We start from the raw sequence: 15,877 nt of genomic DNA on the forward strand, positions 1-15,877 counted from the left end.
ACCCCACAATCACGTAAAAATAGACCTATCTGCCACAAAAATAATGGTTCTGCGATCCTATGACCTGCACTGTTGCGAACATACTACAAAAAAATATCTTTTCTCCGTCACCCCCGGGGGGGCTACGTTTCATGGTGAGATATGTCGTTTCACCGCACTGGACGACATACCGCCGCCACCGGTGACCGACCGATGCGGGCGATGACGACCGTCAACGGGGCACTTCCCTTGAGCGCCCCGCCGGAGCGCATCTTCTTACGCAGCACATCAGGGTCCACGTCAGCGCCACGCACCAGGATCTCCAGCGCACCGCAGTCGTGGGCGGCCAACGCGGCCTTCAGTTTCTTCACCTGCACCGTGTCCAGGACCTCGAAGACGCGCTGCCCCGGCAGCAGGGCATCCCGCACCGTGTCGTCGAACCGGTCACCGGAGAGATAGGCGATGTGCGGGTCCACCCGCCACCAGCCCAGTCGGGCAGCGTACTGACGCACGAGTCCTGCCCGGACCACCGCGCCGTCCGGATCGAGGATGTAACGGCCCACTGCCCCGACCTCCTCGGAGTCCCGGTCCGCGGTCGTGAGCACGGCGGTGTCGTCCTGCCCCACCACCACGGCGCGCCGGCCCTGGCTGTGCTGCCCGCCTGTCCCCGGGACAGTGGCCAGCCCCGGAGTGTAGAGACACGCCTCCTTGACTCCCGGGGCACCGGGACCGCCGGGTGCGACACTGACGACATCCACCTGCCCCTCCCACTCCGAGTAGTCGATACCCGGGGCACACTTCACCGCCAGTTCCGCACCGGCCGCCTGCCACACCGCCAGCAGATCCGGCAGTGGGGGCAGCAGGTCGCGGGGATCGCGGATGCGTCCCCGTGCGGTCCGGCGGGCAGGGTCGGCGACGATGACGTCGGCCCGCAGCGCCGGCACGACCGCATCCGCACGCACCAACGGCACCTCCGGCAGGTTGATCCGTGCCATGGCCAACCGGGCGGCGTCCAGGTCACCACCGATGACGGTGCCGAAGCGTCCACGGACGTCCGGGGCAGTCAGCCCGGCCAGTTCGGTGCCGACCGAACAGGTCACGTCGGCGACACTGCGACCCTCGGCCACGGAGAGCAGATGCTGCACCCGGACCTCGGCCACCGCGGCCGGGGTGGCCTGCTGGGCCGAGTCGGTGCAGGCCATCCAGTCCGTACGGGCAGTTCCGTCGGGATTCACCGGGATCTTCACACCACGCACCGCGGCACGGCGGGCGCCGATGAGTTCCGCCAGTGCACGCGCCGCCGCGGCAGGATCAACGTCGTCGGCGGCGCCTGTGCCCGCCGCGATCTCCCGCAGCCGGGTAAGGTCGGACAGCTGGGTCGATGCGGTGAGGTCCAACTGTCCGGCGGCCTCGACCGCCTCAGGATGCGTCGCCAACCACCGGACCTCGGCGACCGTGAAAGTCACGAGAACGGGCTGGGAGGGAGATCCTCCGGGTCGACGGCGAACTTCATCCCCGGGGCGAAGACGCGCTCGGGGTACCCGTACATCCGGGTCTCCATGAGGTAGTACTCCGCCATGTACGGCAGATCGACCGGCTCCTTGACCACCGGATCGACGGTCAGCTGGGCGGCGAAGTCCATGACCTCCTCGACGCTGCGGAAAGTGTCCAGCATCTTCAGCTGGGACCAGGTCGGCGGCATGAGGTTGATCTTCCGGTTGCGCCAGCCGTCGAGCAGGGTGCCGGGACGGAACCAACCGGTGGAGGTCGCTTCCCGGGTGTCACCGTAGGCGGCCTGCCCCTCGGGCATCGAGGCGACGAAGAATGCCGTGTTATAGCGGATCGGCTGCCCCTCCGGGGTCACCCAGTTCGCCCAGGGACGCAGCAGATCGCCACGGAGCTCGAGATCGTGCTGCTCCATGAAGTCGGTGAAGGCCAGCCGGTGGTTCTCAAGCTCTGCGCGGAACGGCAGATAACCGGTGGTGTCCTGCACCGTGCGGCCGTCACGGTGACCGGCCAGCAGGGTGCCGGTCTCCTCGAAGGTCTCGCGCACTGCCGCACAGACCAGCGCCCGTGCGATGTCCGGGGAGGTCCGCAGCCGGTCGGCCCACCACTCGGTGGACGGTCCCTTCCAGCCGATCTCCGGGGACGCCGTCCCGTCGCCGTCCACGTCTCCGGGCATGTCGCGTGCATCGACGCCACCGCCGGGGAACACCGTCATCTCCGCACAGAACCGCATCGTGGACGCCCGCTCCTGCACGTACACCTCCGGCCCGCTGAGGGTGTCGCGCAACAGCATCACCGTGGACGCGTGCCGGGGTGGCACCGGCCCCGGCTCAGACCCTGGGTTCCGTGTCCGACTGTCAACCATGTTCCCCACCCTAGTCAGTTCTGGCGGTGACGCGACCGGCCGGTACGCGGTGCACGGCGCGCGAAGTAGCGCCCGTCCTCCTCGACCCGTAGCTGGATCGGCTGGTGGTAGGCGCGGGTGAGGTTCTCGGAGGTCATGACGTCGGTGATGAGCCCCCGGGCGACAACCTGTCCCTCGTCGAGGATCAGACCGTGGGTGAATCCCGGGGGGATCTCCTCGACATGGTGGGTGACCAGAACCATCGCCGGGGCGTCCGGATCCACCGCCATCTCCGAGAGCAACGCGACGAGATCCTCCCGTCCGCCCAGGTCCAGACCGGCACCTGGTTCGTCGAGCAGCAGCATCTCCGGGTCGGTCATCAGGGACCGGGCGATGAGGACGCGTTTACGCTCGCCTTCGCTGAGCGTCCCCCATTCCTGCTCGACCAGGTGCAGTGCGCCGACGGTCTCGAGGATCTCCAGCGCCCGGTCGCGGTCACTGTCGTCGTACTCTTCCTTCCACCGGCCGAGGACGTCGTAGCCCGCGGAGATGACCAGATCGACGACCTTCTCCTCCTCGGGGACGCGGTGGGCGAAGGCCGCCGAGGACAGGCCGACGGCGGTCCGCAGTTCACGGACGTCGACCTTGCCCAGCGTCTCCCCCACGATCCGCACCGTGCCGCTGGTCGGGAAGAGCATCGCCGAGGCGATTGACATCAGCGTGGTCTTCCCCGCCCCGTTGGGGCCCAGCACGATCCACCGCTCATCCACCTCGACCTGCCAGCTGACCTGGTCGAGCAGGGCCCGACCACTCCGGATGACGCTGACGTCGCGGAAGTCGATCACCAGGTCCTCATCGAGGGCCTCAGCGGTGGCGGGAGTGGAGATGAGAGTGGGATCGTTCACTCCCCCATGGTGCCACACGGCCGGTCAGAACAACGCGCTGGCCATCCGGGTACGGGCGTCGATGACCTCGGGGTCCGCCGGGTCGTAGAGGGAGAACAGGCCGAGCAGGCGGGTACGTGCGGCGTCCTTCTCGTCACCGGCGGAGGTGCGAATCCGGTCGATGAGGACGTCGAAGGCCTCGCGGCGGCGTCCCTCCAGCAGCATCCGGTCGATGTCGTCGGCCGAACCGTCGGCGGAACGGCCCAGCAGGACGGCGGTCGCGCGGGCTGCCTTGGCCTCACTGACGGCCTCAGCGGGGGCACCCACGTCATCGATCACGGCGTCGTACAGGGCGACCGCACCGACGTAGTCCTCACGGTCCAGGGCCTCGGCGGCCTCGGTGAACCGTGGATCGGCCGGGGATTCCTCGTCCCCGGCGGGCTCGCCGGTGGACGGCAGCCCCGGGAGCTTGCCGGCGGTGGCCTGCAGCACCGTGGAGATGAAACGGTCGGTCTGCTCCGGCGGCTGGACGCCCTCGAAACTGGTCAGCGGACGCCCCGCGGCCAGGGCCAGCACGGTCGGCACCGACTGGACGCCGAAAGCCTGGGCGATCTCGGGTACGGTATCCACGTCGACGTAGCGGAAGACCCAGGACGCCGGCTCGGTCTGCCCCAGTGCGGAGGACGCGAAGGCCTGGGACATCTCGTCGGATCCCGGCGCCCGCGAACTGCCGAGCTGGACGATGACCGGGACCTGGGTGGAACGGACGACGAGGTCCTGCTCGAAACTCTCCGCGGTGACCGGGGCGGCCAGAGCGACCGGCGCCCCTGAGACCGCCTCCTCTTTCGCGCGGTCCCGGGCGTCCGCCGCCTCCTTCACGGCACCGAGGTCCACGGCGCGGGCGGCGAAACGGTTGGGGGAGGAATCGGCCGGTCCGGCCGGACGGGGTGAAGTCATGCCGTCCATTCTAACGCGAACGACTGCTGCGGCCCGGGACCGGTGCTCACCGTCTGGCCCAGCACCCCGCATGCCAGTGCCGTCGGTCTTCGGCACCACGGTGGCCGTCGGGCCAGGCGACGACATGGGCGACCCCCGGCGGGATGTTCTGGTTACACCCCGGGCAGACGTAGAACTTCACCGCGGAGCCGGCACCCATGTGACGGACGAACCAGTCCTCCCCCGCAGCCCAGGCCGGACCGGGTTCGCGGCGGGTTCCCCAGTAGGTCGCGCCGTCGCGGGGCAGTTCGGCCCGTCCGCGTGGCGCCGGGGTGGCTCGTCGGTTGTGACGTGGCATGGGATCAGAAGAGTCGGAGCTCGGTGGAGTCCGCGCCGCGCATCTCCTGGTAGTCCAGGGTCACGCAGCGGAATCCACGGTCCTCGGCCAGGGTCCGGGCCTGCGGCTTGATCTCCTGGGCGGCGAACACGCCCCGGACCGGGGCCAGCAACTCATCCCGGTTGAGCAGCTCGACGTAGCGGGTGAGCTGTTCCACACCGTCGATGCCGCCGCGGCGTTTGATCTCCACGGCGACGGTGACGCCCAGGTCGTCCCGGGAGAGGATGTCGACCGGGCCGATGGCGGTCGGGTACTCACGACGGATGAGTGTGTAGCCGGCACCGAGGATCTCGATCTGCTCCGCCAGAAGTTCCTGGAGGTGCGCCTCCACGCCGTCCTTCACCAGACCGGGGTCCTCCCCCAGTTCGTGGGCGGTATCCGAGTAGACCTTGAAGATCCGGATGGTGAGCTTCTCCCCCTTGGGGTTCTGCACCGTCCACAGGTCCACGATCCCGGCGTCCTTCTGCTCTTCACCCGGCTCCTCCTCGCGCAGGGCGCAGGGCGGGGTCATCCAGTTGAGTGGCTTGTAGGCACGGTCATCGGCGTGGATACTCACCGACCCGTCGGCCTTGACCATCACCAGACGATCGGCTTCAGGCAGGTAGGCCTCGAGGCGGCCTTCATATTCTACGGCACAACGGCAGATCACCAGACGCATGGGTGACAGGCTAGCAGGCGTGTCCGGCGGGCCCGCTCAGGGTCGCTCGAGTCCGTGGCGACGGTCGATCCGGTTGACGGACTGCTCCTTGCGGGTCGATGGTGCGGACTCCAGCCAGGCGACCAGGGCGGTGTCGCCGGCATCGTCGAGGGCGACCTCCCAGTCGGCCGGACCGTCGGTCAGGGAGAGCACATGGAGATCATCCTCCAGGAAGAACGCCTCGAGGGAGGAGATCGGACGACGTCCGGTGATCTCGGTGCTCTGCCGGGAGAAGCTCAGGTCGGATTCCGGACGCAGCGACCGTAGCTTGTAGACCTTCGCCTGCAGCCCCCCGTAAACGAGAACCCCGTGGCGCCAGTGCCTGCCCTCGGGATTCGGCACGCTTCTGACCACCACAGGGATTCCGCGACTGCGCAGGGTGAGGAACCTGCCCCCTGCCAGGATCGCCCCAAAGGCGACCACACATACGGCCACGATAATGAGGATGGTCCAGAGCACCAGCCACGTCCCTTCGTCAGTGTCGTCACTGTCGTCACTAGTCGTCATACCCTGTCGGCGGTGGTCATCCATCGGCTCTATGCAGGGCTTTTCGACGAGCTTACCGGGGGTCGCCGGGGCCACCAAAAGCAGTGTCGTCAAGGACACGGGGTTCGGCAGCCGAACATGGAAAACACCGACGGGCGGTTCCCCTGATGATCCAGGGGAACCGTCCGTCGGTGGTGTCAGGCGCTACTACGGCGTCAGGAACTACTTCTCCTGCAGCCGCTTCACGGCGCGCAGCTCGGAGACCGCAGTCTCGCGCTCGAGCGCGGACGCCGAGGCGTCCTTCGCCCGGGCCTCAGCCTCGGAGGTCTCGACCTCGGAAGCCCAGACAGCGGAATCGGCGAGGATGGTGATCTTGGACGACGACACGGACAGGAATCCGCCCTGCACCGCCGCGACAAGCTTCTCACCCTCGGCCGTCCGGATGACGACCACGCCGTTCTCGACCAGCTGGCCGAGCAGCGGTTCGTGGCCGGGGAGCACGCCGATCTCGCCCTCGGTGGTCTGCGCGGTGACGGAGCTGGCCTTTCCGGACCAGAGCATCCGCTCGACAGACACGAGTTCAGTGGCAATCTCAGCCATGTGCGTGACCCCTTACTTTCCGGTGAGCTTCTGGTAGGCGGCCTCGACATCGTCGAGTCCACCCAGACCGTCGAAGCACTTCTCCGGGTAGGCGTCGAACTCACCGTCGCAGATGCGCTCGAAGGCGTCGATCGTGTCAGACAGCGGCACGAAGGAACCCGGGATATCGGTGAACTTCTGGGCCACGAAGAAGTTCTGACCCAGGAAGCGCTCGATACGACGGGCACGCTGCACGACGATCTTGTCCTCCTCGGACAGCTCGTCCATACCCAGGATGGCGATGATGTCCTGCAGTTCCTTGTTCTTCTGCAGGATACCGATCACGCGCTGGGCGACAGCGTAGTGACGCTCGCCGACGATGCCCGGCTCCAGGATGCGGGAGGTCGAGGTCAGCGGGTTCACCGCGGGGTAGATACCCTTCGAGGCGATCGCGCGGTCGAGCTCGGTGGTCGCGTCCAGGTGGGCGAAGGTGGTCGCCGGAGCCGGGTCGGTGTAGTCGTCCGCAGGCACGTAGACGGCCTGCAGCGAGGTGATCGACCGGCCCTTGGTGGAGGTGATGCGCTCCTGGAGAACACCCATCTCGTCAGCCAGGGTCGGCTGGTAACCCACGGCGGAGGGCATACGGCCCAGCAGCGTGGAGACCTCGGAACCGGCCTGGGTGAAACGGAAGATGTTGTCGATGAAGAGCAGCACGTCCTGGTTCTGGACATCGCGGAAGTACTCCGCCATGGTCAGACCCGACAGGGCGACGCGCATACGGACTCCCGGGGGCTCATCCATCTGGCCGAAGACAAGGGCGGTGTCCTGAAGGACGCCCATCTCTTCCATCTCCAGGCGGAGGTCGGTGCCCTCACGGGTGCGCTCGCCGACGCCGGCGAACACGGAGGTACCGGAGAACTCACGGGCGATACGGGTGATCATCTCCTGGATGAGCACGGTCTTGCCCACACCGGCGCCGCCGAACAGGCCGATCTTGCCGCCCTTGACGTACGGGGTCAGCAGGTCGATGACCTTGATGCCGGTCTCCATGAGCTCGGTGCGACCCTCGAGCTGGTCGAAGGCGGGGGCATCACGGTGGATGCCCCACTGCTCGCCGTCCCGGCCGAGGCCGGGCTCGTCGAGGCAGTCGCCGAGTGCGTTGAAGACGTGGCCCTTGACGACGTCGCCGACCGGAACGGAGATCGGCTTGCCGGAGTCACGGACTTCCTGACCGCGGACGAGGCCGTCGGTCGGGGCCATCGAAATGGCACGGACCACGTTGTCGCCGAGGAACTGGGCAGTCTCGAGGGTGATGGTCTTGGCGACAGCTTCGAGCGCCACATCGACCTGCAAGGCGTTGTACAGTGCCGGCAGCTCGCCGCGCGGGAACTCCACGTCGACGACCGGGCCGATGACACGGACAACGCGCCCGGCAGCAGTCGATGCGGCGTCTTCACGCTGCACCTGAGTAGCTGTAGTCATTAGTTAGTCACTTTCTCCACTGTCGGACAGCGCGTCAACGCCGCCGACAATCTCTGAGATTTCCTGGGTGATCTTCGCCTGGCGCAGCTGGTTGGCGACCCGGGAAAGGTCGTTGACCAGAGCGGTCGCGTTGTCGGTCGCGGCGGACATCGCGGTCCGTCGGGCCGCGGACTCACTGGCGGCGGACTCGAGCATGAGCGCGAAGATGCTGCGGGAGACGTACTGCGGAAGCAGTGCGGCCAGCAGGGTGTCCGGGTCGGGCTCGAAGTCGAAGTCGGCGGACGCGGTGTCCGCACTGTTCGACAGGAGATCCTCGCCGGTGTTCACTTCACCTTCGACACGGGTCTCGATCGGCAGCATGCGGAAGGCCTGCGGGGCCTGGGTCAGCATCGACTCGAAGCGCGTGTAGACCACGTGCAGCTCGTCGAAGCCGGGGACGCCCTCGCCTTCCGGAGCGCTGATACCGTCACGAGGCTTGGTCACACCGTCAGGGCCGGCGGTGAAGCCGTCGATGAGGTGGTGACGCAGATCGTGGGTCAGCTTGAACTCGGGGTCCTGGGAGAACCCGGTCCACGCGCCGGCCAGCGGCTCGCTACGGAAGTTGAAGTAGTCCACGCCCTTCGAACCGGCGATGTAGAGGACGACGTCCTTACCCTCGTTCTGCAGCTTCTTGCGAAGCTCGACCGTGGTCTTCAGCACGTTGTGGTTGTAGCCGCCACACATGCCCCGGTCACTGGTGATGACGAGGATCGCGGCACGACGTGCCTCGGCCTCGGTGTCCAGCATCGGGTGATCCAGGGAGGAGGCGGACGCCAGACGCTGGATAACCCGCGTGATCTCGTCGGCGTAGGGCTGGGATGCGGTCACCCGAGCCTGTGCCTTCGTGATCTTCGAGGTCGCAATAAGTTCCTGCGCCTTGGTGATCTTCTTCGTCGAGTTGACCGACTTGATGCGGTCTCGCAGCTCGCGAAGTGTAGCCATCTTCCTACCTCCCTTCTTCGGTGTACTTGGACTTCTCGGTCATAGTCGCCGCCTACTTCTTGGCGGAGACGGTGATCTGGTGCTTGTCCAGGTCACCGTCGGCCAGGCCCTCGGGCTCCGGCTCGTTGACGACCGTGGTGCCGTCGGTGGTCTGGAAACCCTTGGCGAACTCGGCGTTGGCGGCCTTGAGGGCCTCCTTCGCCTCGTCCGACAGCGGCGTGCCACCGGCGATACCGGCGTAGATGTCCGCGTGGTTGGCGTGCAGGTTCTCCCACAGCTCAGCCTCGTAGCGGCGGACGTCCTGCACCGGCACGTTGTCCAGCTCACCCTCACCGGCGAGGTAGATGGAGACCATCTGGTCCTCGACTGCCTGCGGCTCGGTCTCGTTCTGCTTCAGCAGCTCGACGAGACGCTCACCACGGTCCAGCTGAGCCTTGGAGTACTCGTCCAGGTCAGAGGCGAAGGTGGCGAAGGCCTCGAGGTCGCGGTAGGCGGCCAGGTCGAGACGGAGGTTACCGGCGACCTTCTTCATGCCCTTGGTCTGCGCGTCGCCACCCACACGGGAGACGGACACACCGACGTTGATGGCCGGGCGGACACCCTGGTTGAAGAGGTCGGACTCGAGGAAGACCTGACCGTCGGTGATCGAGATCACGTTGGTCGGGATGAACGCTCCCACGTCGTTGGCCTTGGTCTCGATGATCGGCAGGGCCGTCATCGAACCGGAACCGAGGTCGTCGGACAGCTTCGCCGCACGCTCCAGCAGACGGGAGTGCAGGTAGAAGATGTCACCCGGGTAGGCCTCGCGTCCCGGCGGACGACGCAGCAGCAGGGAGATGGCACGGTAGGCCTCGGCCTGCTTGGTGAGGTCGTCGAAGATGATCAGGACGTGAGCGCCCTGGTACATCCAGTGCTGGCCCAGGGCGGCACCCGCGAAGGGGGCCAGCCACTTGAAGCCGGCGGAGTCGGAGGCCGGAGCAGCCACGATGGTGGTGTACTCCAGGGCGCCCTTGTCCTCGAGGGTCTTGCGGACCGACGCGATGGTCGAGCCCTTCTGACCGATGGCGACGTAGATGCAGCGGACCTGCTTGGTCTTGTCGCCGCTGGCCCAGTTCTCGCGCTGGTTCAGGATGGTGTCGATGCAGACGGAGGTCTTACCCGTCTTGCGGTCACCGATGATCAGCTGACGCTGACCCCGACCGATCGGGGTCATCGCGTCGATGGCCTTGATGCCGGTCTGCATCGGCTCGTGGACCGGCTGGCGCTGCAGCACGGAGGGCGCCTGGAGCTCCAGGACGCGGTCCTCCTCGGACTCGATGGTGCCCAGGCCGTCAATCGGCTGGCCCAGGGGGTTGATAACACGACCGAGGAACTTGTCCCCGACCGGGATGGACAGGACCTCGCCGGTCCGCTTGACCTCGTCGCCCTCCTTGAGGGACTCGAAGTGACCCAGGACCACAACGCCGACAGAGTCGGTCTCGAGGTTCTGCGCGACGCCGATAACGCCGCCCGGGAACTCAAGCAGCTCATTGGTCATCACGGAAGGCATGCCCGAAACCTGGGCAATGCCGTCCGCAGCCATGGTGACCACGCCGACCTCCTCACGGGAGGCCTCCGCGGAAGTGCTCGAGGTGTAGTTCGCAATCGCACTACGGATCTCATCGGAGGAGATCGTCAGCTCCGCCATGTTCTTCCTGCTCTCGGTTTGTCTTCCAGCTTCTTACGTTGAATATTCTGTCGATCCAGGCTCTACGCGAGGTTACGACGGAGCTTGTTCAGCCGACCGGCCGTGCTCCCGTCGATGATCTCGTCGCCGACCCGGATGACCGCTCCACCGAGGAGGCTGGTGTCAACCTCGGAATGGACGGACATCGCGGAACCGTAGATCTTCTCCAGCTTCTGCCCGAGGGCCTCTGACTGGGCGTCGGACAGGGGCGAGACGGAACGCACGCGGGCGACCGTCTTCCCGTCCAGTGCGGCTGCGAAATCGCAGACCGCGTCAAGTCCTTCGACCGGACGGTCACCAAGCCGGCTGACCACCTGAAGCGCAAGCGCCTCGGTGACCGAGCTGACCTTGCCGTAGAGGACCTTCGCGAACAAGTCGCGGCGGTTGTCCGCGGACACGAGACGGTCGGCCAGCAGCATTTCCAGCTGCGGCTCCTTCTCGAGCAGGCGGGCGAGCTGGTACAGCTCGCTGCCGACACGGTCCTTCTGTCCCTGGGCGCCGGCGGCACGCAGCAGGGCGCGGCGGCCCAGCTCAACCAGGCCGTTGCGCAGGTCACGGGTGTTCGACCAGGTGGCACGGACCGCGGCGGAGACAGTCTCCAGGGCGGTACCGGACACCTTGCCGGACAGCAGGCTCTCGGCCAGCTCGACACGGCGGTCGTCCGGGATGGTCTGGTCGACCAGGGCCATGCGCAGGGTCCGGTCTCCGTCAAGGAGCTCGGCGACCTCGAAGAGGTCGGCACCGGTCTGAGCGCCGAGGCCGGCGGCCTCGGTCGACCCGGTCAGGGTGCTGTCCAGGCTCGCGGACAGCTGGTCCAGGGTTGCTCGGCTCGCTGCGTGCACGGGCGTCACTTCCCCGAGCCGACGCTGTCGAGACCAGCGAGGAAGGAGTCGATGGTTCCGGACTTCTTGGTGCTGTCGGCCAGGTCCTCACCGAGCAGCTGCTCGGCCAGGTTGATGGACGCGGCACCGAGATCCTTGCGCAGGTCGGAGACGACGGCGTCGCGCTGCGCGAGCAGTGCCTTCTCGCCGTCGGCGGCCTTGCGCTTGACCTCGGCCTCAGCCTTGGTGTTCGCCTCGGCGATGATCTTCTGACCCTGGGCACGGGCGTCGTCCCGGATCTGGGATGCCTCGGTACGGGCCTCGGCGAGCTGGGAGTTGTACTTCTCCAGCGCGGCCTTGGCCTCCTCCTGGGCTGCCTCGGCACGCTGAATGCCACCCTCGATCTGCTCCTCGCGCTCGGCGAGGACCCTCTTGAAGGTCGGAAGTACGAACTTCCAGAACAGCACGAAGATGATGATGAAGCAGATAAGGGACCAGACGAGGTCGTAGCCCGCAGGCAGCAGCGGGTTGGGGTTTTCGGTCCACTGCTGTGGATCGTCATCCCCTGCCGCCAGAATGAAGTAGTTCGTCATAGTCTCAGCTTTCGCTCTTGTGCGTGGTGATGTGTATCAGATGCCTGCCTGTTCCCGGTGGGGTTCCCACCGGGACCGGCGGGCGCCACACAACTAGAACAGGAAGCCGGCGACCAGGCCGATGAGGGCGAGGGCCTCGGTGAAGGCGATACCCAGGAACATGGTGGTGCGCAGCTGGCCGGCCATCTCGGGCTGGCGGGCCATGGCTTCAGCAGTCTTACCGGCGACGATACCGATACCGATACCGGGGCCGATCGCGGCGAGGCCGTAACCGATGGCACCGAAGCCGGTGATCTCGGAGGAGGAGTCCTGAGCCAGGATGAGCAGCTCGTTCATTGTGTTTCCGTTCCTTTTCGTGAATCCGTACCGGGACTGTGTAGTTGTTGTGCCCGGTACCGGGGTCAGGGATTGTGCTTAGTGCTCGTCCGCGTGCAGCGAGAGCTCGATGTAGACCGCCGCCAGCAGGCTGAAGATGTATGCCTGGAGGAAGATGATCAGCATCTCGAAGAGCATGAACGCGAGGCCGAAGGCCAGGGTTCCCGCCGAGAGGACGGTCCAGCCGTTCATCTGCCAGAAGAAGAAGTTCGTGGCGGAGAACAGCAGGACAAGGATGATGTGACCCGCCAGCATGTTGGCCATCAGACGGATGGTCAGCGTGACCGGGCGGAGGACGAAGGTGGAGAAGAATTCGATCGGCACCACGAGGATGTGGAGCGCCGGGGGCAGGTTCGGAATGACCAGCGAGGACTTCATGAACTTGCCGAAGCCGTATCGCTTGACACCCGCGTAGATCATCGCGATGTACGCCACGGCCGCCAGCACGATCGGCATGCCGATCCTGGCGTTGGGCGAGACATTGAGGAACGGGATCACAGACGGGATGTTCCCGACCAGGACCACGAAGAAGATGGTGGCGATGACCGGCAGGAACCGGCGCCCCTCCTTCTTCCCCAGGATGTCTTCTGCGATGTGGATCCGGACGAAGTCGAGGAGGTACTCCCCGAGATTCTGGATACCACGGGGGACCAGCTTGGGCTTGCGCATCGCGATAACGAAGAACACGGCCAGAACGAGGATCATCAGCAGACGGATGATCATCAGGCGGTCGAGTGCGAAGAAACCGTTCGCGAAATCGTAGAACCAGAGACCTTCCCGGCCGGGAACGTCTTCGGTAGGTGCCTTGTCTCCACCCGGGAAGAATTCGTGCCCCATTGAGGGTGTGTGGAACTCACCCTCCAGGGCCAAGGTTGTAACGCTCAGCGTTCTCTCCCGAGTTTGAGCCGCGTGACCTGTGCGTCAGGCGGTGCGATGGAGGTCGTCAGGTGGTACCCGGTCACCGTGGACTCCGTCGCACATCCGCACGATGCCGGGGGCGTAGATCCAGGACTGTTCCTGACCGCGCAGACGCGCCAGGCCAGTCGCCTGATTACCCGCACTGAACAATAGCAGCCCCGTTGCTCACACGCTAACGGGCACCCCCTGCGTCCTCCACCTGCGGTTTAGGGGGAGGTCGACGCCCCGATCACGCTCCCCCGTTCGAACATCCGACACCCCCGGATTTGTCCCCCGACCCGGTGAATTCAGCCCACGTTGGTCGTCGTCGTTCGCAGGATCCCCAGGGTCTCCGTCGCCAGGCCGACCACCATCGCGAAGATGATCGTCACCCCCAGCGCGGTGGAGTCGTAGAAGTCGAATCCCTTGAGCACGCCCAGAGTGACGAGCACCACCACGATCTTGAGGATCCAGCTGCCGAGAATCACGATCAGCGTGTTTTGCGGCGTGGTGTTCGCCGTGAGCAGCACCACGCCGACGGTCGCCAGGACGAATCCGCCGCCGATGGCCGCCCCGATGAGGACGCCCCAGATGCCCTCGATGTCCCGGACACTCCCCCAGACCATCAGAGAGATGACGGTCAGCACGGCGACCCCGATACCACCGAGTCTGGCGGCCCGCAGCAGCGGGCGCCTGTGGTCGGCGATGTCACCGTCCTCGGAGATGTTGATGTCCGGGAGCTCGGAGGGATCGGAGATGGGGTCCTGGTTCTGGTCAGTCACCCGCCCAGGGTATCCCGGCCCGTGCCGCGCACCGCAATCGGTGCGCTACCCCCGGTCCGGTAGCGCATCCCTGTTCCGGTTACGCAATAGCGGAACCCAGGTCACCACGCCCACGACCACGAAGGCGACGAGGAAAACCACAAGGGCGACCACGGGAGGGAACACCGTCGCCCCCACCGCACCCAGGGCGACCACCCCGACCCAGGAGTAGAGCACGAGCACGACCTGACGCTGGCCGTGGCCGAGCCGCAGCAACCGGTGGTGCAGGTGCTTCTTGTCCGGGGCGAAGGGACTCTTGCCGGCAGCCAGTCGACGGCAGACGGCGAGAACCAGGTCCAGCAGAGGAATGAACAGGGCGGCGAGCACCACCAGGAGCGGGGACAGCAGCGCAACCACGTCCGCGGTGCCGTAGAGGGACATGGTGATCCTGCCCGAGGCCGAGACACAGCCGGCCGCCAGCAGCAGACCGATGAGCATGGAACCGGAATCCCCCATGAAGATCCGGGCCGGGGCGAAGTTGTGCGGCAGGAAGCCGGCGCACACGCCCACCAGCACCGTCGAGATAATCGCCGGCGGGTAGGCACTCACGGTGCCGCCCTGGTCATGGAGGATCGTCAGCGAATAGATCATCAGCGTCCCGCCGCCGATCATGCCGAGCCCGGCCGCGAGCCCGTCCAGACCGTCGACGAAGTTCATGGCGTTGATGATCGCGACCGTCAGGACCGCAGTCAGGACAGTGGACTGGACCTGGTCGAGAACCAGCGTGGTCCCGCCGTCACCGAGCGGCACCCAGATGAGGTACCAGCTCAGGCCTGCCAGGCTCATCACCACCGAACCGACGACCTGTCCACCGAGTTTGATCACCCAGGAGATGTCGTAGAGGTCGTCGATGATGCCGACGACCACGATGACCGCTGCCGCGAACAGCACGGCCATCATGTCCGGTGTCACCGGCGGGAACCCGCGGTTCAGTGCCGGCAACTGACCGGCGGTGGCGACCGCGACAACGAGGCCGGTGAACATGGCCACGCCACCGAGCCGTGGCGTCGGCACGGTGTGGACGTCCCTGGCCCGCGGCGCGCTCATCGATCCGAACCGGACCATGAGCATCCGGGCGATACCGGTGGTGAGGTAGGTGGTGACGCATCCGATGAGCAGCACAAGTGCCAGCTCCCGGAAGGGGATGCCGACGCCGGCGTTGCCGGACGCGGCGAGAACCGTCGTCACTTCACCCATCCGCATGTCACCCCTGGGTCAGGGACTCTTCGGGGACACCGAGCACCTCGGCCACCCGGGCCGCCTCGATCGCGCCGTGGCGCAGGATGCGGGGCCGGCGACCGGAGAGGTCGACGATGGTCGAGGAGGTGCCGATGGTGGCGGGACCGCCGTCAAGGTACACGGAGACCGAGTCCCCCAGCTGCTCACGGGCCTGAGCCGTGGACAGTGCCGAAGGCTGGCCGTGGACGTTGGCGCTCGACAAGGCCATCGGCCCCGTCTGCTGGAGCAGTTCGATGGCCACCGGGTGCAGCGGCATGCGCAATGCGACAGTCCCACGGGTGTCACCCAGGTTCCAGGGCAGGCTCGGCGCCTGGTGGGTGACGATGGTCAGTCCGCCGGGCCAGAAGGCCTCGACGAGTGCCTTCATCCGGGCGTCAGCGTCCCGCACCAGCCCGGTCACCGTGTCCCAGGAGCCGACGACGACCGGGGTCGGGTAGTCCGGACCGCGGTGCTTGGCCGCGAGCAGGGACGCGACGGCGTCATTGTCGAAGGCGTCTGCGCCGATGCCGTAGACCGTGTCGGTCGGCATGACGATGAGGCGTCCACCCTTGACGGCGGCGAGGGCGGCGGCGAGGCCGGCCTCGTGGCCCTCGGGTCGTGTGCAGTCATAGGTCTGCGACACTCTGGTGCTCCT

General features: G+C 66.5%; 18 protein-coding genes. All 18 read right to left on the reverse strand.

What is annotated here, in order from left to right:
• Positions 1 to 149 precede the first annotated feature (149 nt).
• Positions 150 to 1,445, reverse strand: a complete 1,296-nt coding sequence (locus CVA01_RS00235; RefSeq protein ID WP_141327721.1) for a class I SAM-dependent methyltransferase — start codon at positions 1,443 to 1,445, stop codon at positions 150 to 152.
• Entirely contained in the window at positions 1,442 to 2,350 is a 909-nt protein-coding gene (locus CVA01_RS00240) for an NUDIX hydrolase (protein ID WP_014010335.1), read from the reverse strand. Before CVA01_RS00240 ends, CVA01_RS00235 begins: the two co-directional genes overlap by 4 nt.
• Positions 2,351 to 2,364: 14 nt before the next feature.
• Positions 2,365 to 3,234 carry an ABC transporter ATP-binding protein gene (locus tag CVA01_RS00245; RefSeq protein WP_170209641.1) on the reverse strand — a complete coding sequence of 290 codons (870 nt, stop codon included), beginning with the start codon at positions 3,232 to 3,234 and terminating at the stop codon, positions 2,365 to 2,367.
• Between the two features lie 24 nt (positions 3,235 to 3,258).
• Complete coding sequence (locus tag CVA01_RS00250) at positions 3,259 to 4,170, reverse strand: tetratricopeptide repeat protein (RefSeq protein WP_244938062.1); 912 nt, start codon at positions 4,168 to 4,170, stop codon at positions 3,259 to 3,261.
• A 46-nt stretch (positions 4,171 to 4,216) separates the two neighbouring features.
• Complete coding sequence (locus CVA01_RS00255) at positions 4,217 to 4,507, reverse strand: Rv1322 family protein (RefSeq protein WP_141327727.1); 291 nt, start codon at positions 4,505 to 4,507, stop codon at positions 4,217 to 4,219.
• A 4-nt stretch (positions 4,508 to 4,511) separates the two neighbouring features.
• Entirely contained in the window at positions 4,512 to 5,204 is a 693-nt protein-coding gene (gene nucS / locus CVA01_RS00260; protein ID WP_014010338.1) for an endonuclease NucS, read from the reverse strand.
• Between the two features lie 36 nt (positions 5,205 to 5,240).
• On the reverse strand, positions 5,241 to 5,750 hold the full coding sequence (locus tag CVA01_RS00265) for a DUF2550 domain-containing protein (RefSeq protein WP_244938063.1): 510 nt from the start codon (positions 5,748 to 5,750) through the stop codon (positions 5,241 to 5,243).
• A 201-nt stretch (positions 5,751 to 5,951) separates the two neighbouring features.
• The gene (locus tag CVA01_RS00270) at positions 5,952 to 6,329 is read right to left on the reverse strand and encodes a F0F1 ATP synthase subunit epsilon (RefSeq protein WP_141327729.1); all 378 of its coding nucleotides are present in this window, start codon (positions 6,327 to 6,329) and stop codon (positions 5,952 to 5,954) included.
• Between the two features lie 12 nt (positions 6,330 to 6,341).
• The gene (gene atpD / locus CVA01_RS00275) at positions 6,342 to 7,790 is read right to left on the reverse strand and encodes a F0F1 ATP synthase subunit beta (protein WP_141327731.1); all 1,449 of its coding nucleotides are present in this window, start codon (positions 7,788 to 7,790) and stop codon (positions 6,342 to 6,344) included.
• Between the two features lie 3 nt (positions 7,791 to 7,793).
• Positions 7,794 to 8,771 carry a F0F1 ATP synthase subunit gamma gene (locus tag CVA01_RS00280; protein WP_141327733.1) on the reverse strand — a complete coding sequence of 326 codons (978 nt, stop codon included), beginning with the start codon at positions 8,769 to 8,771 and terminating at the stop codon, positions 7,794 to 7,796.
• Between the two features lie 52 nt (positions 8,772 to 8,823).
• Positions 8,824 to 10,458, reverse strand: coding sequence for a F0F1 ATP synthase subunit alpha (atpA, locus tag CVA01_RS00285; RefSeq protein WP_141327735.1), 1,635 nt, complete (start codon positions 10,456 to 10,458; stop codon positions 8,824 to 8,826).
• Positions 10,459 to 10,520: 62 nt separating this feature from the next.
• Complete coding sequence (locus CVA01_RS00290) at positions 10,521 to 11,339, reverse strand: F0F1 ATP synthase subunit delta (RefSeq protein ID WP_014010344.1); 819 nt, start codon at positions 11,337 to 11,339, stop codon at positions 10,521 to 10,523.
• 5 nt (positions 11,340 to 11,344) lie between these two features.
• Positions 11,345 to 11,911, reverse strand: coding sequence for a F0F1 ATP synthase subunit B (locus tag CVA01_RS00295; RefSeq protein WP_141327737.1), 567 nt, complete (start codon positions 11,909 to 11,911; stop codon positions 11,345 to 11,347).
• Positions 11,912 to 12,004: 93 nt separating this feature from the next.
• Positions 12,005 to 12,247: an ATP synthase F0 subunit C gene (locus tag CVA01_RS00300; RefSeq protein ID WP_141327739.1), complete on the reverse strand. Its 243-nt coding sequence runs from the start codon at positions 12,245 to 12,247 to the stop codon at positions 12,005 to 12,007.
• 78 nt (positions 12,248 to 12,325) lie between these two features.
• Entirely contained in the window at positions 12,326 to 13,150 is an 825-nt protein-coding gene (gene atpB / locus CVA01_RS00305) for a F0F1 ATP synthase subunit A (RefSeq protein WP_141327848.1), read from the reverse strand.
• A 341-nt stretch (positions 13,151 to 13,491) separates the two neighbouring features.
• Complete coding sequence (locus tag CVA01_RS00310; protein ID WP_141327741.1) at positions 13,492 to 13,965, reverse strand: Cg1360 family ATP-synthase-associated protein; 474 nt, start codon at positions 13,963 to 13,965, stop codon at positions 13,492 to 13,494.
• 45 nt (positions 13,966 to 14,010) lie between these two features.
• Positions 14,011 to 15,201, reverse strand: coding sequence for an MraY family glycosyltransferase (locus tag CVA01_RS00315; protein WP_014010349.1), 1,191 nt, complete (start codon positions 15,199 to 15,201; stop codon positions 14,011 to 14,013).
• A 7-nt stretch (positions 15,202 to 15,208) separates the two neighbouring features.
• Positions 15,209 to 15,865 carry an L-threonylcarbamoyladenylate synthase gene (locus CVA01_RS00320; protein WP_141327743.1) on the reverse strand — a complete coding sequence of 219 codons (657 nt, stop codon included), beginning with the start codon at positions 15,863 to 15,865 and terminating at the stop codon, positions 15,209 to 15,211.
• Between the last annotated feature and the right edge of the window lie 12 nt (positions 15,866 to 15,877).

The organism is Corynebacterium variabile, from assembly GCF_006539825.1.
Classification (GTDB): Bacteria; Actinomycetota; Actinomycetes; order Mycobacteriales; family Mycobacteriaceae; genus Corynebacterium; species Corynebacterium variabile.